This window comes from Streptomyces flavotricini (assembly GCF_020639365.1).
Lineage (GTDB): Bacteria > Actinomycetota > Actinomycetes > Streptomycetales > Streptomycetaceae > Streptomyces > Streptomyces flavotricini.
In genome coordinates, this window is sequence record NZ_JAINUL010000001.1 from 3,632,779 (window position 1) to 3,653,537 (window position 20,759).

The 20,759-nt window shown below is 70.8% G+C and carries 23 protein-coding genes; 7 read left to right on the forward strand and 16 right to left on the reverse strand.

Annotation, left to right across the window (positions count from 1 at the left end):
• The first annotated feature begins 79 nt into the window (after positions 1–79).
• Complete coding sequence (gene mgrA, locus K7B10_RS16180) at positions 80–1,117, forward strand: L-glyceraldehyde 3-phosphate reductase (RefSeq protein ID WP_308284590.1); 1,038 nt, start codon at positions 80–82, stop codon at positions 1,115–1,117.
• A gap of 131 nt (positions 1,118–1,248) precedes the next feature.
• Here the strand turns inward: mgrA and K7B10_RS16185 are convergent, their stop codons facing one another.
• Positions 1,249–1,989, reverse strand: coding sequence for a prepilin peptidase (locus K7B10_RS16185; RefSeq protein WP_229336712.1), 741 nt, complete (start codon positions 1,987–1,989; stop codon positions 1,249–1,251).
• Between the two features lie 70 nt (positions 1,990–2,059).
• On the opposite strand from K7B10_RS16185, the gene K7B10_RS16190 reads away from it, so the two are divergent.
• The 3 genes from K7B10_RS16190 to K7B10_RS16200 all read left to right on the forward strand — a co-directional run bounded on the left by K7B10_RS16190 (position 2,060) and on the right by K7B10_RS16200 (position 4,694).
• Complete coding sequence (locus tag K7B10_RS16190; RefSeq protein ID WP_229336713.1) at positions 2,060–2,434, forward strand: DUF192 domain-containing protein; 375 nt, start codon at positions 2,060–2,062, stop codon at positions 2,432–2,434.
• A gap of 59 nt (positions 2,435–2,493) precedes the next feature.
• The gene (locus K7B10_RS16195) at positions 2,494–3,111 is read left to right on the forward strand and encodes an SMI1/KNR4 family protein (protein ID WP_229336714.1); all 618 of its coding nucleotides are present in this window, start codon (positions 2,494–2,496) and stop codon (positions 3,109–3,111) included.
• A gap of 296 nt (positions 3,112–3,407) precedes the next feature.
• Positions 3,408–4,694, forward strand: coding sequence for an ABC transporter substrate-binding protein (locus tag K7B10_RS16200; RefSeq protein WP_229336715.1), 1,287 nt, complete (start codon positions 3,408–3,410; stop codon positions 4,692–4,694).
• Positions 4,695–4,908: 214 nt separating this feature from the next.
• Here K7B10_RS16200 and K7B10_RS16205 read toward each other — a convergent pair whose 3' ends face one another.
• The 4 genes from K7B10_RS16205 to K7B10_RS16220 all read right to left on the reverse strand — a co-directional run bounded on the left by K7B10_RS16205 (position 4,909) and on the right by K7B10_RS16220 (position 9,003).
• On the reverse strand, positions 4,909–5,535 hold the full coding sequence (locus K7B10_RS16205) for a hypothetical protein (protein ID WP_229336716.1): 627 nt from the start codon (positions 5,533–5,535) through the stop codon (positions 4,909–4,911).
• A gap of 223 nt (positions 5,536–5,758) precedes the next feature.
• Entirely contained in the window at positions 5,759–6,079 is a 321-nt protein-coding gene (locus K7B10_RS16210; RefSeq protein WP_229336717.1) for a nuclear transport factor 2 family protein, read from the reverse strand.
• A 173-nt stretch (positions 6,080–6,252) separates the two neighbouring features.
• A complete protein-coding gene (locus tag K7B10_RS16215) occupies positions 6,253–7,107 on the reverse strand; it encodes a polysaccharide deacetylase family protein (RefSeq protein ID WP_229345125.1) in 855 nt (284 codons plus the stop codon).
• A 306-nt stretch (positions 7,108–7,413) separates the two neighbouring features.
• Complete coding sequence (locus K7B10_RS16220) at positions 7,414–9,003, reverse strand: MDR family MFS transporter (protein WP_229336718.1); 1,590 nt, start codon at positions 9,001–9,003, stop codon at positions 7,414–7,416.
• A 122-nt stretch (positions 9,004–9,125) separates the two neighbouring features.
• Between K7B10_RS16220 and K7B10_RS16225 the strand changes: the two genes are divergently transcribed.
• Complete coding sequence (locus K7B10_RS16225; RefSeq protein ID WP_229336719.1) at positions 9,126–9,704, forward strand: TetR/AcrR family transcriptional regulator; 579 nt, start codon at positions 9,126–9,128, stop codon at positions 9,702–9,704.
• Positions 9,705–10,249: 545 nt separating this feature from the next.
• A complete protein-coding gene (locus K7B10_RS16230; RefSeq protein ID WP_229336720.1) occupies positions 10,250–11,254 on the forward strand; it encodes an SGNH/GDSL hydrolase family protein in 1,005 nt (334 codons plus the stop codon).
• A gap of 109 nt (positions 11,255–11,363) precedes the next feature.
• Here K7B10_RS16230 and K7B10_RS16235 read toward each other — a convergent pair whose 3' ends face one another.
• A complete protein-coding gene (locus K7B10_RS16235; protein WP_229336721.1) occupies positions 11,364–12,188 on the reverse strand; it encodes an alpha/beta fold hydrolase in 825 nt (274 codons plus the stop codon).
• Positions 12,189–12,258: 70 nt separating this feature from the next.
• Positions 12,259–12,684, reverse strand: coding sequence for a nuclear transport factor 2 family protein (locus K7B10_RS16240; RefSeq protein ID WP_229336722.1), 426 nt, complete (start codon positions 12,682–12,684; stop codon positions 12,259–12,261).
• Positions 12,685–12,793: 109 nt separating this feature from the next.
• Here K7B10_RS16240 and K7B10_RS16245 point away from each other — a divergent pair, with 109 nt between their 5' ends.
• Positions 12,794–13,345 (forward strand): TetR/AcrR family transcriptional regulator, encoded by a 552-nt coding sequence (locus K7B10_RS16245; RefSeq protein ID WP_229336723.1) that lies wholly within the window; start codon positions 12,794–12,796, stop codon positions 13,343–13,345.
• A 111-nt stretch (positions 13,346–13,456) separates the two neighbouring features.
• On the opposite strand, the gene K7B10_RS16250 is transcribed toward K7B10_RS16245, so the two are convergent.
• The 9 genes from K7B10_RS16250 to K7B10_RS16290 form a co-directional block, all read right to left on the reverse strand.
• Positions 13,457–14,104 (reverse strand): OmpA family protein, encoded by a 648-nt coding sequence (locus K7B10_RS16250; protein ID WP_229345128.1) that lies wholly within the window; start codon positions 14,102–14,104, stop codon positions 13,457–13,459.
• A 5-nt stretch (positions 14,105–14,109) separates the two neighbouring features.
• Positions 14,110–14,694: a hypothetical protein gene (locus K7B10_RS16255; protein ID WP_229336724.1), complete on the reverse strand. Its 585-nt coding sequence runs from the start codon at positions 14,692–14,694 to the stop codon at positions 14,110–14,112.
• Positions 14,695–14,724: 30 nt separating this feature from the next.
• Positions 14,725–15,366 (reverse strand): pilus assembly protein TadG-related protein, encoded by a 642-nt coding sequence (locus tag K7B10_RS16260; protein ID WP_308284591.1) that lies wholly within the window; start codon positions 15,364–15,366, stop codon positions 14,725–14,727.
• Positions 15,363–15,563 (reverse strand): hypothetical protein, encoded by a 201-nt coding sequence (locus tag K7B10_RS16265; RefSeq protein WP_229336726.1) that lies wholly within the window; start codon positions 15,561–15,563, stop codon positions 15,363–15,365. Before K7B10_RS16265 ends, K7B10_RS16260 begins: the two co-directional genes overlap by 4 nt.
• 110 nt (positions 15,564–15,673) lie before the next feature.
• Positions 15,674–16,360: a response regulator gene (locus tag K7B10_RS16270; protein ID WP_229336727.1), complete on the reverse strand. Its 687-nt coding sequence runs from the start codon at positions 16,358–16,360 to the stop codon at positions 15,674–15,676.
• Positions 16,357–17,559: a sensor histidine kinase gene (locus tag K7B10_RS16275; protein WP_229336728.1), complete on the reverse strand. Its 1,203-nt coding sequence runs from the start codon at positions 17,557–17,559 to the stop codon at positions 16,357–16,359. Before K7B10_RS16275 ends, K7B10_RS16270 begins: the two co-directional genes overlap by 4 nt.
• Before the next feature lie 2 nt (positions 17,560–17,561).
• Positions 17,562–18,455 carry a DUF5936 domain-containing protein gene (locus K7B10_RS16280; protein WP_229336729.1) on the reverse strand — a complete coding sequence of 298 codons (894 nt, stop codon included), beginning with the start codon at positions 18,453–18,455 and terminating at the stop codon, positions 17,562–17,564.
• Positions 18,456–18,471: 16 nt separating this feature from the next.
• A complete protein-coding gene (locus tag K7B10_RS16285; protein ID WP_229336730.1) occupies positions 18,472–19,410 on the reverse strand; it encodes a type II secretion system F family protein in 939 nt (312 codons plus the stop codon).
• Positions 19,407–20,753 carry a TadA family conjugal transfer-associated ATPase gene (locus K7B10_RS16290; RefSeq protein WP_229336731.1) on the reverse strand — a complete coding sequence of 449 codons (1,347 nt, stop codon included), beginning with the start codon at positions 20,751–20,753 and terminating at the stop codon, positions 19,407–19,409. Before K7B10_RS16290 ends, K7B10_RS16285 begins: the two co-directional genes overlap by 4 nt.
• Positions 20,754–20,759: the final 6 nt, after the last annotated feature.

Sequence of the window (20,759 nt, forward strand, 5' to 3'; positions counted from 1 at the left end):
CCCGAGGCGGCCACATTACTGCGCGGCGGGATCGGGTACCCAACTCGGTCTGTCACAAGTCCGTGATAGGGAGGACAACGTGACTGATAACAATCCCTATCGGGCAGAGCCCTCGCGCTACGACTCCATGGAGTACCGGCGCACCGGCCACAGCGGCCTCAAGCTCCCCGCCATCTCCCTCGGCCTCTGGCACAACTTCGGCGACGACAAGTCCCTGGAGTCCCAGCGGGCGATCCTCCGCCGCGCCTTCGACCTCGGGGTCACCCACTTCGACCTCGCGAACAACTACGGCCCGCCCCCCGGCTCGGCCGAGCTCAACTTCGGGAAGATCTTCGCGCAGGACTTCGCCTCCTACCGCGACCAGCTGATCCTCTCCACCAAGGCCGGCTACTTCATGCACGAGGGGCCGTACGGCGAGTGGGGCAGCCGCAAGTACCTGCTCAGCTCGCTCGACGCCTCGCTGAAGCGGATGGGCGTGGACTACGTCGACATCTTCTACTCCCACCGCTTCGACCCGGAGACCCCGCTCGAGGAGACCATGGGCGCGCTCGCGTCCGCGGTGCAGCAGGGCAAGGCGCTGTACGTGGGCGTCTCCTCGTACACGGCCGAGCAGACGGCCGAGGCGGCGAGGATCCTGCGCGAGATGGGCATCCGCCCGCTCATCCACCAGCCCTCCTACTCCATGATCAACCGCTGGACGGAGGAGGACGGACTGCTGGACACCCTGGAGGAGGCCGGCATGGGCTGCATCTCCTTCGCGCCGCTCGCGCAGGGGCTGCTGACCGGCAAGTACCTGAAGGGCATCCCGGAGGACTCCCGGGCGGCCGCGGGCAAGTCCCTGAACCCGGACCTGCTGTCGCAGGACGTGGTCCGCCGCCTCGTCGGCCTGAACGAGATCGCGGCGCGCCGCGGGCAGTCGCTGGCGCAGCTGGCGCTGAACTGGGTGCTCCGGGACGAGCGGATGACCTCGGCCCTGATCGGTGCTTCGAGCGTGTCCCAGCTGGAGCAGAACGTCGCCGCTCTGGGCGGCGCGCCGCTGTCGGAGCAGGAGCTGAAGGAGATCGACTCCTTCGCGGTGTCCACCCCCGGCACCAACATCTGGGCCCAGCGCGGCTGACCTGCGCTTTTGGGCGTGGGGTGGTGGAAACAAAAAACGGGCCGGTCCGTGGGGGGGATACGGACCGGCCCGAGGGGGGGGTTCCACCATAACCCTTCGTAAAGCCTGATGCGTGCATTGGCGCAAGATGATTACGCTCCGAAACCGCCCAGCAGCACTGCGGTGAGGGCACCGGCGGTCATGAAGGGGCCGAACGGGAAGGCCGTCCGGCGGCCTCCGGAGCCCCGCAGCACAAGGGCGAGGCCGTACAGGGCGCCGTAGAGGAAGCCGAGGAAGGCCCCGAGGGCCCATACCCCCCAGCCGTACCACCCAAGAGGGACCCCGAGCGCGAGCGCCAGCTTGACGTCTCCGAAGCCCAGGCCGGCGGGGTTGAGGAGGAAGAGCAGGAGGTACGCCCCCGCGAGCGCGCCCCCGCCGATCAGCGCCCCCGTCCAGGACCCCCCGGCGCCGGGCACGAGGGCCGCGCCGCCGAGCCCGAGGGCGAGACCGGCCGCGAGGGGCAGGGTCAGCACGTCGGGCAGCCGCTGCACGGCCAGATCCACGATCCCGAGCAGGAGCAGTACGGGCGCCACGGCGACGAACACCGCGGCCTCGGGCCGCCCGCCGACGGCTCCCCCCAGCACCCCGCACACCACACCGGCGACGCCGGCGGTCCACGCGGGGCCGGCCCCGTAGCGGTGGCGGGCGGACAGGGCCCCGCCTCCCCGGCAGTGGGACGGGCCCAGCCAGCCGGGGATGGGGTGGCCCTCGGGGCAGCGGTCGTGCCATGCGGCGTCCGGTTCGACGGACAGGCGGTACGCCGCCCGCGGCAGCAGCAGCCCCGCGGCGACGCCGTAGGCGACCGCGGCGGCGGTGATCACGAGCAGGACCATCCGCCGACCGTAGGCGCGGACACCGGCACCCGCATGGGCCCGGGGGCCCAACCACCCCTACCCTGCCGCCATGACCACCAGCAACGGCCTTCTCCGGCTCGGGCCGGACCTGCCGGCGGTGCCCCTGGAGATCGCGGCCTCCTACCGCGCCCGCACCCGCGGGCTCCTGGGCCGCGACGGCATCCCCGGCGCCGCCCTGCTCCTGACCCCGGCCGGGAGCGTGCACACGTTCCGGATGCGGTTCGCCATCGACGTGGCGTACCTCGACCGCCGCCTGCGCGTCATCGCCCTGACCACGATGGCGCCGAACCGCCTCGGCCTCCCCCGGCTCCGCTCCCGGCACGTCCTGGAGGCCGAGGCCGGCGCCATGGCCGCGTGGGGTCTGCGGGTCGGCTCCCTGCTCTCCGTCGAGGGCGGCGGTCCGCCCCGTCTCGGCCCTCGCTAGGCGCGGCGCGGGGACGGCGGTAGGTTGGGGCGGTTGAGCTGGGGTCTCAGGGGAGCGGCATGACGGAGAACGCGCGGATCAAGGCGCTGGAGCAGATCATGCCGGCGACGCACGGCGCCGACGAGGACATCGACTGGCCGGCTGTCGAAGCCACCTGGCGCACCCGGTTCCCGGCGGATTTCATCGCCTTCATGGGCCGCTTCGGCGCGGGCTCCATCAACGGCGAGGCGAGCATCCTCCTGCCCCTCCCCAAGCCCGGGCTCCAGTGGGCCCCGGCCGAGATGGCCGAGGAGACCGCCAACGCCCGCCAGCTCTGGGAGGCGGAGGGCGGCCGGGCCGCCTTCGGCGTCGACCCCGAGTCGATCATCGCGTGGGGCGTCACCGGCGGCTCCGACATCCTCTGCTGGCTCACCACCGACCCCGATCCGGAGCGCTGGCCGGTCCTGGTCGTCGGCCGGCACACCGCCGACGCCTTCGCCGTGTACCCGTACGGCATGGCGGAGTTCCTGTACCGGCTCTGCTCCGACGAGTTCGACGTGAGCCCGGTCAGCATCACCTTCTGGGACGGCGGGCACCTCAGCTTCGTGCACTGGCGCAAGGCCCAGCGGCGCTGGCAGGAGGGCCGCAACCCCGAGACGGGCGAGCCCGACCCGTACGCCGGCGAGTTCGCCGACTGAAGACCCGCGGCTCCGCCGCCCTGACCTGATCCGGACCCCCGACCCGTTCCGCGGCCCCAATGGGCCGGAATCGGGCCATTCGGCATGTCTACGCGCGTCCGATTTGTTGATCACATATCGGAAAACACCAGCAGGAAAAGCCGCACTTGGAGCATTGACCACAAGTTCCGACCCAATGGAATCAACCGCCCCCACGCAGGGGAGAATTCCGGCCAACGGGCCACGGACGGACACCCCAGCCCGGAGCAACTCATAAGCAGTAACGGGACTCAAAAGAAATTCAGGGGAATACACCCGTGCAACGAAGAATCTTCGGCCCGAGTGCGACCGCGGTGGTACTCGGTCTGCTGCTCCCGCTTTCCGGATGCGGCGATTCAGGCAACCGTGCAGGTGACAGCGGCACGATCCGCCTCGTCGCCGCGGAATACGGGGACAACGAGGCGACCAGTTCCAAGGCCTTCTGGGACAAGGTGACGGCGGATTTCACCAAGGCCAACCCCGGCATCAAGGTCGAGGTCCAGCTCATGCCCTGGGCCGACATCGACCGCGAGGTCTCCCGTATGGTCAAGTCCGGCAATGCTCCGGACATGGCCCTCATGGGCTCGTACTCGGACTTCGCGGCGCAGGACAAGCTCTATTCCGCCGACGAACTCCTCTCGGTCACCGCCGAGGCGAACTTCCTCCAGCCGCTGGCCGAGGCCGGCTCCGTCGGCAACACCCTCTACGGCCTGCCGTGGGTGGCCAGCAGCCGGCTGCTCTTCTACAACCAGGGCCTGTTCAAGCAGGTCGGCGTCAGCGAGCCGAAGACCTGGTCCGACCTGAAGTCCGCCGCCAAGGCGCTCAAGGACAAGGGCGTGAAGTACCCGTACGCCCTCCCCCTGGGACCGGAGGAGGCGCACGCGGAGGCGATGATCTGGGAGCTCAGCAACGGCGGCGGCTACGCCGACAGCAGCGGCAACTACAACCTGGCCTCCGACCAGAACATCTCGACCTTCCGCTGGCTCAAGGACAACCTGGTCGGCCCCGGCCTGACCGGGCCCGTCCCGCCGTCCCGGCTCAACCGCGCCGACGCCTTCGCCGCCTTCACCCGCGGCGAGGTCGGCATGCTGAACGGCTACCCGCAGCTCCTGCACGAGGCGCGCGCCAAGGGCATCGACGTCCGCACCGCACCCATGCCGGTCGCGGACGACCTCGGCGCCGGGGAGAACCCGCCGGCCGTGGGCGTCGCCGACTGGATGATGGCGTTCAAGGAGCACGGCAAGCGCGTGGAGATCGGCAAGTTCCTGGACTTCGTCTACCAGGACAAGAACCTGTCGGACTTCGCCGGCCGCTACCACCTGCTGCCGTCGACCGTCTCGGCCTCCCGCAACCCGTCGGGCGCCGGCCTCGACAGCAATGACCAGTTCTTCCTGACCGCCCTGCGCGGTGCGCAGTTGTACCCGGTGAACGACCCGTCGTGGGTGACGGTCAGCGACACCATCAAGCGCAACATCGGCCGCGCCGTGGAGCCGAACGGCGACGCGAAGGCCGTGCTGGAGGAGATCGCGGCCAAGGCGAACGAGGAGACCAGGAAGAGGCAGTGACCGAAGGAGCGCTGCCCGCAGCGGTACTTGACCGCTGAAAACGCCGAACATCCCGTCCGACACGGGACTTTCGACCCTGTCGCACCCCACCCCGTGCGGCAGAATGGCTGCCACGGCTCTTGATCCAAGGCCTGGGACCAGTCGCCGCCGACCACCCACAAGGTGCGCGGGGCGGCCGGCCCTCTCCCTCTTCGTCCCCTCCCCCGCCTCCGGGTCAGACCTTGCCGTTCTCCGTCGAGAACGCCGTCCGGTACTGCTCACAGCTGGAATCCCAGCGCAGCGTTCCCGTGAGCGTCCCGTAGCCCGAGCGCGTGACCGACCACTCCACCGTGTACTCGCCCGTGTCGCAGGCGATCCGCTTGCCGCCCGGGACCTTCGCGCGCCCCGTCGCCGGCCGGTTCGCCAGCTCCTGGTGCACCTCGACCGCCTTGGCGTGGTCCGACGAGCGCCGCAGCACGGCGTGCACGACGATCGGGTGCTTGCCGTCCTTCGTGGTCACGGCCTTCTTCACCAGCGTCGAGTCCGACACCGCCCAGCCGAAGTCGAACGACGGCTGCCACGCGAGGGTCTTGGGATCGGCAACATGGCGCTCGTAGTCGGGGGCGCCCGAGGGGCCGGGGCGGGTGACCGTCTTGTACTGCACTCCGGGGTAGAAGCGGAACTGCCCTTCCACCTTGTGCATCTCGTCCTTGGTCCACTGCGACTTCATCGTCTTCTCGCCGCCGGCCGGGTCCTGGAGGTACGTGCCGTCCGCTGCGGTGGCGGCGGCCTGGCCGAGGGCCGGGGCGAGGGCCGCAGCGGCGGTGGCGAGGGCGAGAACGGCGGTACGGGTGCGCTTCATGACCGGTCCAACGGGGGCCCGAGGCGGGCTGGAACGAGGCCGGGCGCGCTTTCACCCGTACGGGATCCGGGCGACGGGACGTCCCGTGGTCGCCCGGACGGCGGCCTGCCCCGCGGAAGCCGGGGCCGCCCCGGGGAACGGACCCCGGGGCGGCGGTACTGCGGGCTGCGGTACTACGGGCACCGGTACCGCGGGCGCCCGTACTGCGGGCAGCAGCGGAGGCTCAGGCCTGGCCCGTCTCGAAGCGGCTGACGCGGCCGCCGTCGGTGACGAACCGCCAGGCGGTGCGCATCTCGCCCCACGTGTCGTTGCGGTAGTCGACGATGAGCGCGAGGCCGCCGTCGGACTCCTTCTCGACGTCCATGTGCCCGCCCGAGGAGAAGATCTCCTTGTCGGCCCACTGGGCGATGTCGCGGTCCGAGCCGTCGTCGGACATCGTGGCGTCCGGGGTGAGGACGGCCTGGAAGGCGCTCCGGTCACCCGCGTTGACGGCGTTGACGAAGGCGCGGACGGTGGGGTCGGTCAGCTGGTCCGGTGGGATCACGGGGGCCTCCTGGGCGGTCGTACGGGAGCTCCCGTACGGGACTTTCCGTACGCGGGGCGCGCGCGGGCTCCGTACGGGCCGCGCGCCGGCCGCGCCGGCTCTGTGCGCGACCAGGCAACACCCCGGACGGCGCCGGGGCGACGACCTTCACCCGTTCGCCGCCGGACGGCGTGTCAGGAGCCGTCCGGGGCCGTGCGGACGGGGAATCCGGTGGGGCGGCCCTGACCCTCCAGCCAGGCCAGCGCCTGGTCGAGGGCCTCGACGGTCTGCGCGCGGTTGCCGCCGCCGTCGTGAAAGAGGACGGTCGGGCCGTTGCCGATCTCGCTCTTGAACGCGCTGACGATGGCGGCGACGCCGGGCTTCCCGAAGTCCCTGGTGTCGACGTTCCACCCGAGCGGGCGCATGCCGTTCGCGGCGGCGATGCGGCGGCTGTCGGGGGTGAACGCGCCACCGGGGGCGCGGTAGTACTCCACGTCGGCGCCGCCGCCCGCCGCGTCCTCGATCATCTTCTTCGCGTCCAGGATCTGCCGCTCCTGGTAGGCGACGGGCTTCTTGTCCATGGCCGTGTCGTGGTCCATGGTGTGGTCGCAGAGCCGGTGGCCGGCCGCGACGACGCGCTTGACGAGGTCGGGGTGGGCCTTGGCCTGCGGTCCGATCATGCAGAAGGTCGCCTTCACGTCGTGCTTCTTCAGTACGGCGAGGACCCGGGGGGTCCACTGGGGGTCCGGGCCGTCGTCGATGGTGATGTTGACGGCGTCGCCTCCGCCCTCGGAGGCGTGGGCTATGCCGTCGGGTATGCGCGACCGCGGCGCTCCGCCCGCGCCTTGGGCACCGCCGTCCTTCGCGCCGTCGCCGGGGGTGGCGGGGCCGGTGGTCCGGCGCGCCACGTTCTCGTGCGCGGGCCGCTGTACCGCCCCGTGCCCCGGCCCGACGAGGGTCGCCGCTCCCCACACCGTCCCGGCCACCGCGACGGCCGCCGCCACGACGACCGCCCCGGCCCGGATGCCCTTCCTGTCCGCGCGCGCCATGAAGCCCATGAACCGTCCCCTCCGCGTCCGTTTCCGTGTGCGCTCTGCCTTCCAGGACGACCCTCGAACGGGACGGGTTCCCGCCGATTCCCCCATAAAATCCGGCTAATAGGACCTTGGTCCTTGATCGTCCGTATTTGGGCCCCACCTGAAACAGGACGGAACCAGATCAACCTCCCCCGCATCACGGGGACTCATCTACCCCAGGGGTCACGGCGTCACCCCATGAAAAAGACCCGGCCCCGGCGGAAGAATCCGCCGGGGCCGGGTCGGGCCGGTGCGCGTGAACCGGGTGGTTCCGGAGCGTCAGTGGGCGAGGGACTCCGCCGGAGCCTGCGCCGCGGTGCCCTCGCCGGCGTCGTCGCCCTTGGCCGGACCCGCGCCCCGCAGCGGGACCTCCTTGACGAACCAGGCCGCCACGAAGCCCAGTACGGCGACACCCGCACCGAGGAGGAACGCCGAGTGCGTACCGGCGGCCACCGCGTGCTGGTAGGCGTCGCGGATCGCCGGCTCCAGCTTGGCCAGGCTGGCCGCGTCGAGCTGGGCGGAGCCCGCGGCGTGGGCGGCACCCGGGCCGAGGCGGTCGGTCATGGTCTGGGTGACCTGACTGGTGAACAGCGAGCCCATCAGGGCCACGCCGAACGAGCCGCCGAGCGTACGGAAGAGGGTGGCCGAGGAGGACGCGACGCCCATGTCCTTCATGTCCACGCTGTTCTGGGCGACCAGCATGGTGATCTGCATCAGGAAGCCGAGGCCGGCGCCGAGGACGGCCATGTAGACGCCGGACATCAGGCGGGTGGTGTCGGTGTCCATCTGGGCGAGCAGGAAGAGCCCCACGACCATGAGCGCGCCGCCCACGATCGGGAAGATCTTGTACTTGCCGCTGCTCGTGGTGACGCGGCCCGCGATCAGCGAGACGACCATCATCGAGAGCAGCATCGGCAGGAGCAGCAGACCGGAGTTGGTGGCGGAGGCGCCCTGGACCGACTGCTGGAAGAGCGGGAGGTAGAGCACGCCGCCGAACATCGCGAAGCCGACGAGGAAGCCGATGACCGACATGAGCGTGAAGTTGCGGCTGCGGAAGATGTGCAGCGGCATGACGGGCTCGGCGGCCCTGGTCTCGGCGAAAAGGAAGGCGGCGATGGAGACGACGCCGACGACGATCAGGCCGATGATCTGGCCGGAACCCCAGGCGTACTCGGTGCCGCCCCAGGTCGTGACGAGCACGGTGGAGGTGATGGCGACGGTCAGGAGGGCCGCGCCCAGGTAGTCGATCTTCGGCCGCTGCCCACCGGTCTTCTTCGGCAGGTGCAGGACGGCGGTGACCATGGCGAGCGCGACGGCGCCCAGCGGCAGGTTGATGTAGAAGGACCAGCGCCAGCCGAGGTGGTCGGTGATGGTGCCGCCGACCAGCGGTCCGCCGATCATGGCGAGGGCCATCACGCCGGCCATCATGCCCTGGTACTTGCCGCGTTCACGGGGCGGGATCAGGTCGCCGATGATCGCCATGACGCCGACCATCAGACCGCCGGCGCCGAGGCCCTGGACGGCGCGGAAGCCGATCAGCTGGGCCATGTCCTGGGCCATGCCGCTGAGCGCGGAGCCGATCAGGAAGATCACGATGGAGGTGAGGAAGGAGCCCTTCCGCCCGTACATGTCGCCGATCTTCCCCCAGATGGGAGTCGAGGCGGCGGTGGCGAGGGTGTACGCGGTGACCACCCAGGAGAGGTGCTCCAGACCGCCGAGCTCGCCGACGATCGTCGGCATCGCGGTACCGATGATCATGTTGTCGAGCATGGCCAGAAGCATTGCGATCATGAGAGCCATGAGGACGACACGGACGCTGCGCGGCTTCACCTCCTCGGAGATCTCCGCCGCTTTTATGTTTTCAGCCATGTCACTCCCCGTTTACCCATGCGCTCCAGGCCCTTACTTGCCGCCCGGCTAGTTCACTACACTGGGGAAAGTAGACCCGTCACTAGCCGGTCGTCAAGTAAGTAAGTAGTTTGAGGAGAACCATGTCCAGCAGCAGTCCGCAGGCGCGCCGCGGCAACACTCGCCAGCGCATCCAGGACGTCGCGCTGGAGCTCTTCGCCGAGCAGGGGTACGAGAAGACGTCGCTGCGCGAGATCGCGGAGCGGCTGGAGGTCACGAAGGCGGCGCTGTACTACCACTTCAAGACCAAGGAAGACATCATCATCAGCGTCTTCGAGGACCTGACCAGGCCGATCGACGAACTGATCGACTGGGCGGAGCGGCAGCCCCGGACGCTGGAGATGAAGCGCGAGGTGCTGCGCCGCTACAGCGAGGCGATGGCGGCGGGCGCTCCGCTCTACCGCTTCATGCAGGAGAACCAGGCGACGATGCGTGAACTGAGCATCGGGGAGACGGTGAAGCGCCGGCTGTTCACGCTGGTGGAGCTGTTGCGCACGGAGGACGGACCGCTGGCGGACCAGGTGCGGTGCGTGAGCGCGTTGTTCACCCTGCACGCGGGGATGATGTTCCTCCAGCACGTGGAGGGCGACCCGGAGGAAACCCGCCAGGCGGCACTGGAGGTCGCGACGGACCTCATCACCCAGGCGCACCAAGCGTCGTGAAGCGGGGGCGGACGGGCCGTGAGCCGTGGGGCCGTGGACCGTGAGCCGTGGGCAGGCCCGTGAGCCGTGGGGCCTTGAGGCCGTGGGGCCGTGGGGCCGTGGGGCCGTGGGCCGATGAGCGTCATGTGACGGCCCACCAGCCGGCCTGATCGGCGCAGCCGGACCCCGGGGCACCGACGGGCCGGAGGATGACTGTTCCCGGCCTTCGATGCCAGGTCCGGCCCGGCCTCCGCGACACCCGGCCACCCCGCCAAGCAGTCGGCGCGAGGACACAGACGGCAGCGAGCGAGCGGACTTCCGCGTGGTCCCCCTGGGGCTAACGGCACATTCGGCCGACACCCCATCACCGGGGAGGCGCGGGCGGCCCGCGGCCGAAGCCCTCATGGCGACACCCGAATGCCACCGGGGCGCCTCCCTGTCCCGCCGTTCACCCGATCCGGGGGTTTGAGCGCCCGGCCGCTACTCTCAGTAATCATGTCGACTACCTTGAGTTAAGCGCGTCGCCCGGATCGGCCGGTGGGGCGCCCCGACCCAAGGACACCACCATGTCGTCCCGCGCCACGTACGCCCTCGTATCCGCCCTCGCCCTCACGATCCTGACCGGCGCCCCGGCCGCGGCCGCCCCACCCCCGGCGCCCCTCGACTACACGGCCCTCGGCGACTCTTACAGCGCCGGCGCCTTCGTACGGCCCTGGGCCGTGGATGACGGCTGCGGCCGTTCCACCCTCAGCTATCCGCAGCAGGCCGCCCGCCGTCTCAACGTCCGCCTCACCGACGTCACGTGTTCCGCGGCCGAGGTCAGAGCCGGCGTCCTGGAGCAGCAGACCGAGTTCACCGGGCCACCGTCCGTCCCGCCCAAGGCCGGCTGGGCACCCCGGCCGGCCCAGATCAAGGCGGTCACCGCCGCCACCGATCTCGTCACGCTCGGGATCGGCGGCAATTCCGTCGGGTTCGTCGACATCGTCACGAAGTGCATCGAGCAGGGAATCGCGTCCTTCGGGACCGGCAGCCCCTGCTCCGCCCACTACACCCGCGGCTCCGGGAAGAGCCGGCTCGACGCCGGATTCACCGCTCTGGAAGCGGACTTCGCGACCACCCTCAAGGACATCCGGACCCGCGCACCCCACGCCAAGGTGGCGGTCATCGGGTACCCGGCCGTCGTCGCCGACGCCAAGGGCTGCTCCTTCGGGTCCTGGCGCCAGCTCGGCACCGTCACCAAGGGGGACATGCCCTTCCTCGACGCCCTGGAGCGCCGGGTCAACACCGTGCTGCGCACCGAGGCCCAACGCGCCGGCGCCGCCTACGTGGACACGTACACCTCCAGCACCGGGCACGGGGTCTGCTCGGCCCCGGGCCAGCGGTGGATCTACGGGATCAAGGACGACCTCACCGGCTCCGGCACCCAGAGCGACCCACCATCCAACCTCTGCCGCAGGGTCCCCGCCACCGGCGAAGCCTGTACGTTCCTCCACCCCAACCTCCCCGGCACCACCCACCAGGCAGCCCTGGTCACCCAAGCCCTCACCGAACTGGGGGCGATCAGGAGATGACCGCACCACGATCCGGGATCGAGACCCGCTCGGCCGGGGACCCGTGCCGCCCCCGGCGAGGACGAACGGATCCGCCCATCGGGAGGGAGGGCCGGTATGAGGCCGGCCGCTACATCGCCGCCGAGCGGATGAATGCCGTGAGGTCGTCGGCGTAGCGGTCCGGGTGGGTGAGGTGGGGGACGTGGCCGTCCCCCACCAGCGTGCGCATCCGGGCCCGGCCGCCGAGGGCGGTCGCGAGCTTGCCGACGATCACCGGGAACCACGGCGGGCTCTCGCTGCCGAAGGTCAGCAGCGCGGGGCCGGGGAAGCCGTCGAGGCGGGCCAGGTCCAGGCGGGCCCAGTCCGGGTCGCCGTGTTCGTCGGCGAACGTGGGGGCGTTGGCGGTGATCGTCCGGCGGAACCTCTCGGGCATGTACTCCCAGCCGCCCGGGCCCACGGCGACGTCGTCCACGAACCGCTGCGCACCCGCCCGGTCCTCGCCCGCGCGCAGGGCCGCGAGGACTCCGTCGAGGGCGGCCTCCATGGCCCGGAGCACGGGACGGAGCTGGCGGTCCTCGTCTCCGACGATGCCCATGAGCGGCGGCTCGTGCGCGCTCAGGCTGCGCAGCAGCTCGGGGCGGCGGGTGGCGAGGCCGAGGGCGGTGGAGGCGCCGAAGGAGTTCGCGGCCACGTGGGCCGGGGCGCCGAGGATCTCGATGAGCGACGCGAGGTCGTCCTCGTCCTGGCGCCGGCTGCCCTGACCCGGTGGGCGCTCGCTGCGGCTGTGGCCCCGGCGGTCGTAGACCAGGACGCGGAACGACTGCGCGAGGCGGGGGACGACGCGCCGCCAGGTCTCGTGGTCGACCCACGAGCCGTGGACGAGGACCAGGGGTTCGCCCTCGCCCACGACCTCACAGTAGAGGTCCACGCCGTTCACGCGAGCCCGTCCCGTCATGCCGAGTCTCCTCACAGGGGGGTGAGTGATCGCGCAGAGACATACCGCGGGGTGCGGGACGGCACACCTGTCAGGTGAGGCGGCGGTCCTCGGCGGTGATCGGGATGTCGTTGATGCTGGCCTCGCGGCGGCGCATCAGCCCGTTGCCGTCGAACTCCCACTGCTCGTTGCCGTGGCTGCGCCACCACTGGCCGGAGGCGTCGTGCCACTCGTACTCGAAGCGGACGGAGATGCGGTTGCCGGTGTACGCCCACAGCTCCTTGCGGAGCCGGTAGTCGAGCTCGCGCTCCCACTTATCGGTGAGGAACTCCCGGATCTCGTCGCGGCCGCTGAGGAAGCGGTCGCGGTTACGCCAGAACGAGTTCTCGGTGTAGGCGAGGGCCACGCGCTCGGGGTCGCGGCTGTTCCAGGCGTCCTCGGCGGCCTGGACCTTGGCGCGGGCGGATTCCTCGGTGAAGGGAGGCAGGGGCGGGCGTACGACGGGGGTGTCGGTCATGGCGGTCACCTCGGCGGGGAGAAAGCGGTAAAGGGTCTGAGAACGTTCGTTCTCAGACCCTAGAGAACGAGCGTTCTCAACGCAAGCGATCCTGGGCTACGCTGCCTTCATGGACGATGACGAGGCCCGGACCCGGCTGCTGGACGCGGCGGAGGCGCTGTTCTACGCCGAGGGCATCCAGGCCGTCGGCATGGACCGCATCCGCACCGAGTCGGGCGTGCCGCTCAAGCGGCTCTACAAGGTGTTCCCGGCCAAGGAAGCCCTGGTCACGGCCTACCTCGTACGCCGCGACCTGCGGTGGACGGCCGACCTGCGGGGCGCGGTGGCGGAGGCCGCCGATCCGGTCGGGGCGGTCTTCGAGTGGCTGGCCGCGTGGTTCTCGGAGCCGGACTTCCGGGGCTGCGCGTTCCTGAACGCGTACGGGGAGCTGGGCACCGGCCCCGCCGCCGTGCTGGACGTCGTGCGCCGCCACAAGGCGGAGCTGCGGGAGCTGCTGGCGGAGGCCGCCGGGCCGGGACACGAGGGGCTGGCGGACCAGCTGCTGATCCTGGTCGAGGGTGCCACGGTGGTGGCGGCCCTGGACCCCGGCCCGGATCCGGCCCGCCGGGCCGGCAAGGCGGCGGCCGCACTCCTCGCCCGGGCGGGCGCAGGCACGCGCTAGACGGAACGCGCTCAACTCACCCCGCGCCGGGCCCCGGACGCGCCGGGTGCCGGGCCGCCCGCAGCCCGGCGGGGCCCTTCGGGGTCCGACCCGCGATCCTCGATACGGGGACTAGCTGCCGCCGGCGGGGGCGCTGCGGGGGAAGGTGATCTCGACGCGGCGGTTCTTCTTGCGGCCTTCCTCGGTGCCGTTGTCGGCGATGGGGTAGTCCTCGCTGTAGCCGCGTACGTCGTAGATGACGCCGGAGCTGGTGACGGTCTTGGCGAGCTCGGCCTGAACGGCGTCGGCGCGCTGCTTGGACAGCTCCTTGCCGTGCTCGTAGCTGCCCTGGTCGTCGGTGAACCCGAAGACCCGGACGCGGGTCGCCTTCTGCGTGTTGATCTCGTTGGCGATGGCCTGTATCCGGGCGGCTGCCTGGGCGTTGAAGACGGCGCTGTTCTCGGGGAAGAGCACCTCGGACTGCAGGGCCATCATGACGGTCTGATTGGTCTCCTGCCGCCGCTGCTCACCCCCGAGATCTTCGACGACCTCGGCGATGTCCAGAACCTTGATCGGAGCCAGGGTTCCACCCTGAGGGATCTTCAGACCGGGCGAGCTCGAGTCGATGGGCACGGGCGCGGAGGCCGACGGCTCGGTGCCGGGGGGCACGGAGGGCTTGACCCCGTCGGCGTGGGCGCTCGCCGCGCCGATGAAGTGGGCCCCGGCGATGACGAGGCCGACGACGGCTGTGGATGCGGAGACGCGGTGGCGTTTATTCATGGGGGTCACCCGGAGATTTTGATGGTGGCCGTTGCGAAGGTGGGGAGGTTGAACTCAACCTCTGCAGTGTTCGTCGGGGGCGCGGGAAACTGGACGAAGAACGGCATCGACTTGCCCGCTCCGATCGAGTTCACGCCTGTGGTGCACAGACACCTTCCTTCGGTGTCGCGCAGCACGTAATAGCGCTTCTTGCCTGCCTTGTCGACCAGCGTGGCCCCCGCAACCGACTCTCCGCTGCCCGTAAGCTCGTTGCCGCGCCATGCCGTGGTGTGGCTGAAGTCCTTGTCGCCGTTGTTCTTGAACTGGCCGCTCACCGTGAGGAAGCCGCCTGCATCGCGCTTGGCCTCATTGACTTCGAGGACAACCCCGTCCTCCCCGACTGCCGTCGCGATCACCGCGGGTGGGGCTGAACTCTGGTTCCCGGCTGACGGTTCCTGCGAGGCGCCTCCTGCCGGTTTCGGGGCGGAGGAGCTTTGCGCACCTGACGGCTTGTCGTCACTGCCGCCGCATCCGGCCAACGTGAGGGCCAAGACCGCCGCAACCGCAACGGCCGCTCCCCCGCGCACCTGCGCCTTGTGCCGCATGCTCATCTACGCCGTTTCCTTGTCTCTCGTTCGCTGTCAGTCGACCAGTCGCACGCTGAAGAGCGTTCTCGTCAGCCGGGACAACGGGCCTGGTTTCGCCGGATCCAACGTGAGGGTCTTCCCACTGCACACGAAGGTGACACTCCCCGCCCCAGGCGAGGGAGATGGGCTCGGTGTCGGTGCCGGTGTGGTCGTGGGTGTGGGAGCCGGGGTGGGGGCCGACCGCAGAGTGCACCGCGGTTCGATCAGGGCCGTGGCCGTGGCTTTGCCCTTCATGCCGCCGACACCCGGCACGACCGAGTTTCCGACTGTGCCGTTGGTCGTGACCTTGACCGTGAACTTGGGCATGGCCGGTTCACACTCCGCCGCGGCATCGTTCAAGGTGGCGAAGTCGACGGCCTTCCCGCATGCGCCCTTCCCATTGAGGAGATCGCCGTTGACGATCTTCTCCCAGTCAGCGGGCGTGAGGCTGAGCAGGTCGAGGCCCAGAAATACGTTGTCCCTCGCTTCGCGCGCGGCGGCGAGCGCCGCGGCATCCGCCGCGCCCTGGGCATTGCTGCGTGTCGCACCGGCCATGCCGACCGCGAAGAACGCCAGCGCGGCGAAGAGCAGGCCGGCGACCACCACGATGTAGATGGGGAAGGCCTGCCCTCGATCACCAAGTCGAGGTCGAGTCACTTGCCCGCTGTGATGGCGGTGATCTGATCCTTGATCTTGTTGGTGATGCTCTGGCCGATGCCCGTGCCGACGATCGCGCCGATGATGACCACTACCACCAGGATGATGCCCAGGTATTCGAAGGCCGTCTGGCCCCGGTCCCGTTCGGCCTTCGTTCCGTACCGCTGCCGCATCCTCGCCAGGGTGTTCTGCAACATGGGGGTTTCCTCCCGGGCCGGTGACGCTGTTGGTTTGCGGACCGTACGGGGAGTCACCAGTGATAACCAAGGGTCCCGGGGCCCAATTACGGACCCACTGCGCACTCCGTCTACCCATGTCCGCTCACCCCTGGACGGGCGGTTCCCAGCCAGCGCGCTATCGCCTCGCTGCGGCTCGTGCTCTGGAGCTTCGCGAAGATCCGGTTGATGTGGTTCTTCACCGTCTTCTCGCTGATGAAGCAGGTGGTCGCGATCTGCTGGTTGCTCATCCCGGACGCGATCAGATCCATGATCTCCACCTCCCTCGAACTCAAGCCGAAGAGAACCGAGTTGTGCAGTCGCTCTGGAGAGCGTGCCACACTTCGTTGCGGTTGCGAAGAGGTCCGGAGTTCTGCGAGGAGTGCGCTCGCCGCCGTCACCGTGAAGTGGGGGCGGCCCTCGCGGACGTCACGGACCGCGCGGACCAGGTCCTCGGGTGTGAATTCGCCGTGCACCAGATAGCCGCCCGCGCCCAGCAGGAGCGCTTCTCGGACCACCTCCGACTCCCGGCTGTACGTCAGCATCAGTACGGGCGCCAGCTGTACGAGGTGCGGCAGAGCCGAGATGCCGTCGACGCCCGGCATACGCACGTCCAGCAGGATCACGTCCGGGGCGTGCCGGCGGGTCAGGCGGAGGGCTTCGCGGCCGTCCGCCGCCTGGGCCGCGACCTCCATGTCCTGCACCGTCGCCAGCAGTGCGGCGAGGCCGGCCCGCACCACCGGGTTGTCGTCTGCGATCAGGACGCGGAGCGGCTTCACGGGCTCCCCTCCGGGGTCAGTGCCGCGAGCGGGAGGTCCAGACGGACCACCGTCCCGGGGCCGGACCGCCTCGGTCCGATGTGCAGGCGGGCGCCGATCGCCGCCGCTCGTTCCGTCATGCCGAGGAGGCCGAAGCGGTCCCCGCGGTGGCGGGCGTCCGGCGGGAGGCCGCAGCCGTCGTCCTCGACGGTCAGGGTGAGGTCGTCGGCGCCCACCTCCGCCTCGACCAGCACGTGCGAGGCCCCCGCGTGGCGGCGGGCGTTCTCCAGGGCCTCCGAGGTGATGGACAGGACGTGGTGCGCGACCGCGGCGGGGAACACCGGGAGGACTCCCCGCGTGCGGAACTCCGCGTCCGCGCCGACCAGCCGGCGGAGTTCGGACGACAGCGAGACCCCCGGCGCCCGCGTCCCCCCTCGCAGGTCGGTCAGGAGTGCCCGGGACTCCGCCGCCGCCGCGCGGGCCGCGCCGGAGAGGAAGGAGGCCTGGCGGCGCAGGGCCGCCGGGTCCGTGGTGCGGGCGAGGGCGTCCGCAGCCAGGGCCAGGCCGTGCAGGGTCTTCGCCACCGAGTCGTGCATCTCGCGCGCCAGGTGGTCCCGTTCGGCGCGCACCGCCTCGGCCGCCGCCAGCCGGGCCCGCGTCTCCGTCAGGGCCTGGCTGGCCGCGCCGAAGCGGAAGAGCAGGTCCCGGAGCGAGGCCCCGGCCGCGCCCGCCAGCAGGCACAGCGCCGGCAGGGTCAGCCCGCCCGCCAAGGCGGCCACGGCCACCGCCGCCAGGGCCGCGTAGACCGCCGAGCCGCGCCACCCGTAGACCAGCCCGGCCAGCAGCGGTGTGCAGAGCACGGCGAAGCCGAGGGGCGACTCGGGCCGCGCCGTGACCAGCAGCAGCCCGCAGCACGCCAGGTCCGGGGCCAGCAGCCACCGGTGGCGCAGCAGCAGCGGCCCGAAACGCTCCCAGTCGCGGAAGAGGACGTACGAGAGCATGAAGGTGAGCAGGATCGCGCCGCCCACGAGGTACGTCGGCCCGCCGGCGGCCGTGCGCCCCAGGGCCAGCGGCGCGCCCAGGCCGATCATCACCATCCGGAAGGCGAAGACCCGGCGGGAGAGCGCCCGCAGGGCGTTGGTCCCGAGCGCCGGGGAGGGCTCCCCCGCCGTCTTCCCGCGTACGGAGCGCCGCGCGAGGGGGATGTGGAGGACCGCCATGTTCACCCGCCCCCGAGCAGCGCGCCGAAGTCGACGTCCGCGCCGTACACGAAGCCGCAGACCAGCAGGATCAGCGTTCCCGGCAGCATGAACATGGTCACCGCGAAGGTGGCCTTCGGGACCGCCCGGGCCGCCCGGCGACGGGCGTTCTGGGCGTCCGTACGGCGCATGTCCTCGGCGATCGCGATCAGCGTGTCGACGATCGGCGAGCCCAGCTCCTCGCCCTGCAGGAGCGCGGTGACGAACTGCGCCACCTGCTCGGAGTCGTTGCGCCGCCGCAGCTCGTCGAAGGCCTGGCGGCGGCTGACGCCCATGTCCATCTGCTGCAGGGTGATCCGGATCTCGTCCGACCAGGGGCCGTCGTACTTGGCCGCCACGCGCTCCAGCGCCTGCCGGAAGCCTAGCCCCGCGCTCACCACGACCGCGAGCACGTCCAGGAAGTCCGGCAGGGTCCGCTCGATGTGGTCGCGGCGGACCCGGATCGCCGACCACAGGCCGACCTCGATCCAGAACAGGCCGAACGCGACCATCAGCAGGGCCGGTACGAGCCGGCCGTTGATCAGCATCGAGAAGGCGCCGAGCGCGCCCAGGAACCCGTACACGGCGCGGCGGGCCGCGTATCGGTCTATGGTCAGGCCCGCAGGATTGCCCGCCAGGTCGATCTGGCGGCGCTTGCGGGCGACCCGGTTCGGGCCCATCAGCCGCAGGACGAGCGGTGCCCAGCGGATGCCCAGCCGGTCGACGGCGGAGCCGACGGCCGTCGTACGGGTGGCGCCGACCTCCAGGGCGAGCGCGAGGTCGCTCGGCAGTTTGACCTCGGCGCGGTAGAGGCGGATGCCGTGGAAGACGCCGAAGACCGACACCCCCAGCAACAGGGCCAGCAGCAGTGCCGTCATGTCCGTCGTCGCCCCCTCACACGTCGATCTTCGAGAGCCGGCGGATCAGCACGAAGCCCAGCGTGAACAGCCCGATCGCCACCAGCACCGCCGTCTGGCCGATGAAGGCGCCGGTCATCCGGTCCAGCGCGCCCGGCATCATCGCGTTCACCAGCAGCAGCGAGCCGAGTCCGATGGCCGGCACCAGATAGGCCGTCACGGTCACCTGGGAGAGCTGGGTGCGGACCTCGCGCCGCGTCTCCTTGCGCTGCTCCAGCGTCACGGTCAGGTTGCGCAGGCTGCCGACGATCGCGCCGCCCGCCCGCGCGGACAGCACCAGCGTCGAGACCAGTACGACCAGTTCCCGCGAGGGCAGCCGTTCGGCGATCTCGCCCAGCGACTCCTCGATGGAGTGGCCGACGGCGAGGCGGTCGGCGACCCGCGAGAGCTCCTCGCCCGCCGGTGCCTCCAGCTCCTCCGCCGCTATGGCGATGGCCGTACGCAGGGCCAGCCCGGCCTGGGTGGCGTTGGCGAGGATGCGGGCGAGCTCGGGCAGCTGGTTGATGAAGCGCTCGTTGCGGCGCGCCCGCTGCCAGTTGAGGAACGCGTCGGCCGCCCACAGGCCGATCAGCGCGGCCACCGGGCCGAAGAACGGGGCCAGGAAACTCGCCGCGACCAGCCACACCCCGGCGACGGACATCAGCACGTAGACGAAGAACTCGCCGGGGGTGAGGTCCAGACCGGTCACGGCCAGCTTCAGCTCGATCCGCTTGCCGAGCGCGGTCCGGCGCAGGCGCCGGTCCACACCGGCGAAGCGGCGCGTGCGGCCGGACCGCTCCGGCGCGCCGTCCGCGGCGAGGCGTTCGACGAGGGCGGCTCGCTGGGCGCGGCCGGCGGCGTACGCCTGGACGCCCGCGACCACGAGGACGCAGGCCAGCAGGGTGACGCCGAGGGTGAGGAGGATCAGTGGGTTCACAGGACGGTCCGGGTGATGCGGGTGGCGAGCTGGTCGTCGGAGATGGCGACCCCGAAGGCTTGTGGGATCGGCTGGTTGTTCATGTAGAGGCGGTCCGCGATCCGGCGCGGCAGCGGGTAGTACTCGAAGTACCCGTGTACGCGGCCGTCGGCGCCCATCGGCTGGGCGGCGAACCGGCAGACGGTGGTGATGCGGAAGGGCTCGCGGCCGTGCGAGTCGAGGATGGCGATCTCGGTGAGGCGGCGCGAGCCGTCGCCGAAGCGGGTCAGCTGGACGACCACGTTCACCGCGCTGTTGATCTGGTCCTGGAGGGCCTCGAAGGGGACCTCCACCTCGGACATCGAGGCGAGGGTCTGCAGGCGCATGAGCGCGTCCTCGGCGCTGTTCGCGTGGACGGTGGCGAGGGAGCCGTCGTGGCCGGTGGACATCGCCTGGAGCATGTCCAGGGTCTCGCCGCCGCGGACCTCGCCGACGATGATGCGGTCGGGACGCATGCGCAGGGAGTTGCGTACGAGGTCGCGGATGGTGATCCGGCCCTTGCCCTCCACGTTCGCCGGGCGGGATTCGAGGCGGATGACGTGCGCCTGCTGGAGCTGGAGCTCCGCCGAGTCCTCGATGGTGATGATCCGCTCGCCTTCCGGGATCAGGCCGGAGAGGGCGTTGAGGAGCGTGGTCTTCCCGGTGCCGGTGGCCCCGGACACGATGACGTTCATCTTCGCCTGGACCAGGCCGGACAGCAGCAGGAGCATCTGCTCGTCCAGCGAGCCGAGGCCGATCATCTCGTGCAGGGTGAACGCGCGCGGGAAGCGCCGGATCGTGAGCGTGGCCCCGGTCAGGGACAGCGGCGGGATGATCACGTTGACGCGCTCGCCGCTGGGCAGGCGGGCGTCGACCATCGGGTTCGCCTCGTCCACACGGCGGTTGACGGTGGAGACGATGCGCTCGATGGTCTGCATCAGCTGCTCGTTCGAGGCGAAGCGCAGGGGCAGCTGCTCGACGCGGCCGGCGCGCTCGACGAAGATCTGGTCCGGTCCGTTGACCATGATCTCGGAGATCGAGGCGTCTTCGAGGAGCGGTTCGAGCACGCCGAGGCCGAGCGCCTCGTCCACGACCCGGCGGATCAGCTGCGCCCGCTCGACGGTGGACAGGACCGGGCCCTCGCGGCTGATGATGTGCCCGAGTACGCGCTCCAGCCGGGCCCGGCGCTCGGCGGGCGCGAGCGCCGACATCTCGGCGAGGTCGATCTCCTCCAGCAGCTTCGCCCGGTACGCGGAGACCAGCCGGCCGTCCTCGCGCGGACCGTGCCGGTCGTCGGGGGTGTTGACGCGGGAACGCAGGCTCATGGTGCG

Bases quoted from the DNA above. Each gene is read 5' to 3' on its own strand.
- K7B10_RS16185 (WP_229336712.1), bottom strand. From the start codon at position 1,989: ATGGTCCTGCTCGTGATCACCGCCGCCGCGGTCGCCTACGGCGTCGCC.
- K7B10_RS16190 (WP_229336713.1), top strand. From the start codon at position 2,060: ATGACCACCAGCAACGGCCTTCTCCGGCTCGGGCCGGACCTGCCGGCG.
- K7B10_RS16195 (WP_229336714.1), top strand. From the start codon at position 2,494: ATGACGGAGAACGCGCGGATCAAGGCGCTGGAGCAGATCATGCCGGCG.
- K7B10_RS16205 (WP_229336716.1), bottom strand. From the start codon at position 5,535: ATGAAGCGCACCCGTACCGCCGTTCTCGCCCTCGCCACCGCCGCTGCG.
- K7B10_RS16215 (WP_229345125.1), bottom strand. From the start codon at position 7,107: ATGGCGCGCGCGGACAGGAAGGGCATCCGGGCCGGGGCGGTCGTCGTG.
- K7B10_RS16220 (WP_229336718.1), bottom strand. From the start codon at position 9,003: ATGGCTGAAAACATAAAAGCGGCGGAGATCTCCGAGGAGGTGAAGCCG.
- K7B10_RS16225 (WP_229336719.1), top strand. From the start codon at position 9,126: ATGTCCAGCAGCAGTCCGCAGGCGCGCCGCGGCAACACTCGCCAGCGC.
- K7B10_RS16230 (WP_229336720.1), top strand. From the start codon at position 10,250: ATGTCGTCCCGCGCCACGTACGCCCTCGTATCCGCCCTCGCCCTCACG.
- K7B10_RS16235 (WP_229336721.1), bottom strand. From the start codon at position 12,188: ATGACGGGACGGGCTCGCGTGAACGGCGTGGACCTCTACTGTGAGGTC.
- K7B10_RS16240 (WP_229336722.1), bottom strand. From the start codon at position 12,684: ATGACCGACACCCCCGTCGTACGCCCGCCCCTGCCTCCCTTCACCGAG.
- K7B10_RS16245 (WP_229336723.1), top strand. From the start codon at position 12,794: ATGGACGATGACGAGGCCCGGACCCGGCTGCTGGACGCGGCGGAGGCG.
- K7B10_RS16250 (WP_229345128.1), bottom strand. From the start codon at position 14,104: ATGAATAAACGCCACCGCGTCTCCGCATCCACAGCCGTCGTCGGCCTC.
- K7B10_RS16255 (WP_229336724.1), bottom strand. From the start codon at position 14,694: ATGAGCATGCGGCACAAGGCGCAGGTGCGCGGGGGAGCGGCCGTTGCG.
- K7B10_RS16265 (WP_229336726.1), bottom strand. From the start codon at position 15,563: ATGTTGCAGAACACCCTGGCGAGGATGCGGCAGCGGTACGGAACGAAG.
- K7B10_RS16275 (WP_229336728.1), bottom strand. From the start codon at position 17,559: ATGGCGGTCCTCCACATCCCCCTCGCGCGGCGCTCCGTACGCGGGAAG.
- K7B10_RS16280 (WP_229336729.1), bottom strand. From the start codon at position 18,455: ATGACGGCACTGCTGCTGGCCCTGTTGCTGGGGGTGTCGGTCTTCGGC.
- K7B10_RS16290 (WP_229336731.1), bottom strand. From the start codon at position 20,753: ATGAGCCTGCGTTCCCGCGTCAACACCCCCGACGACCGGCACGGTCCG.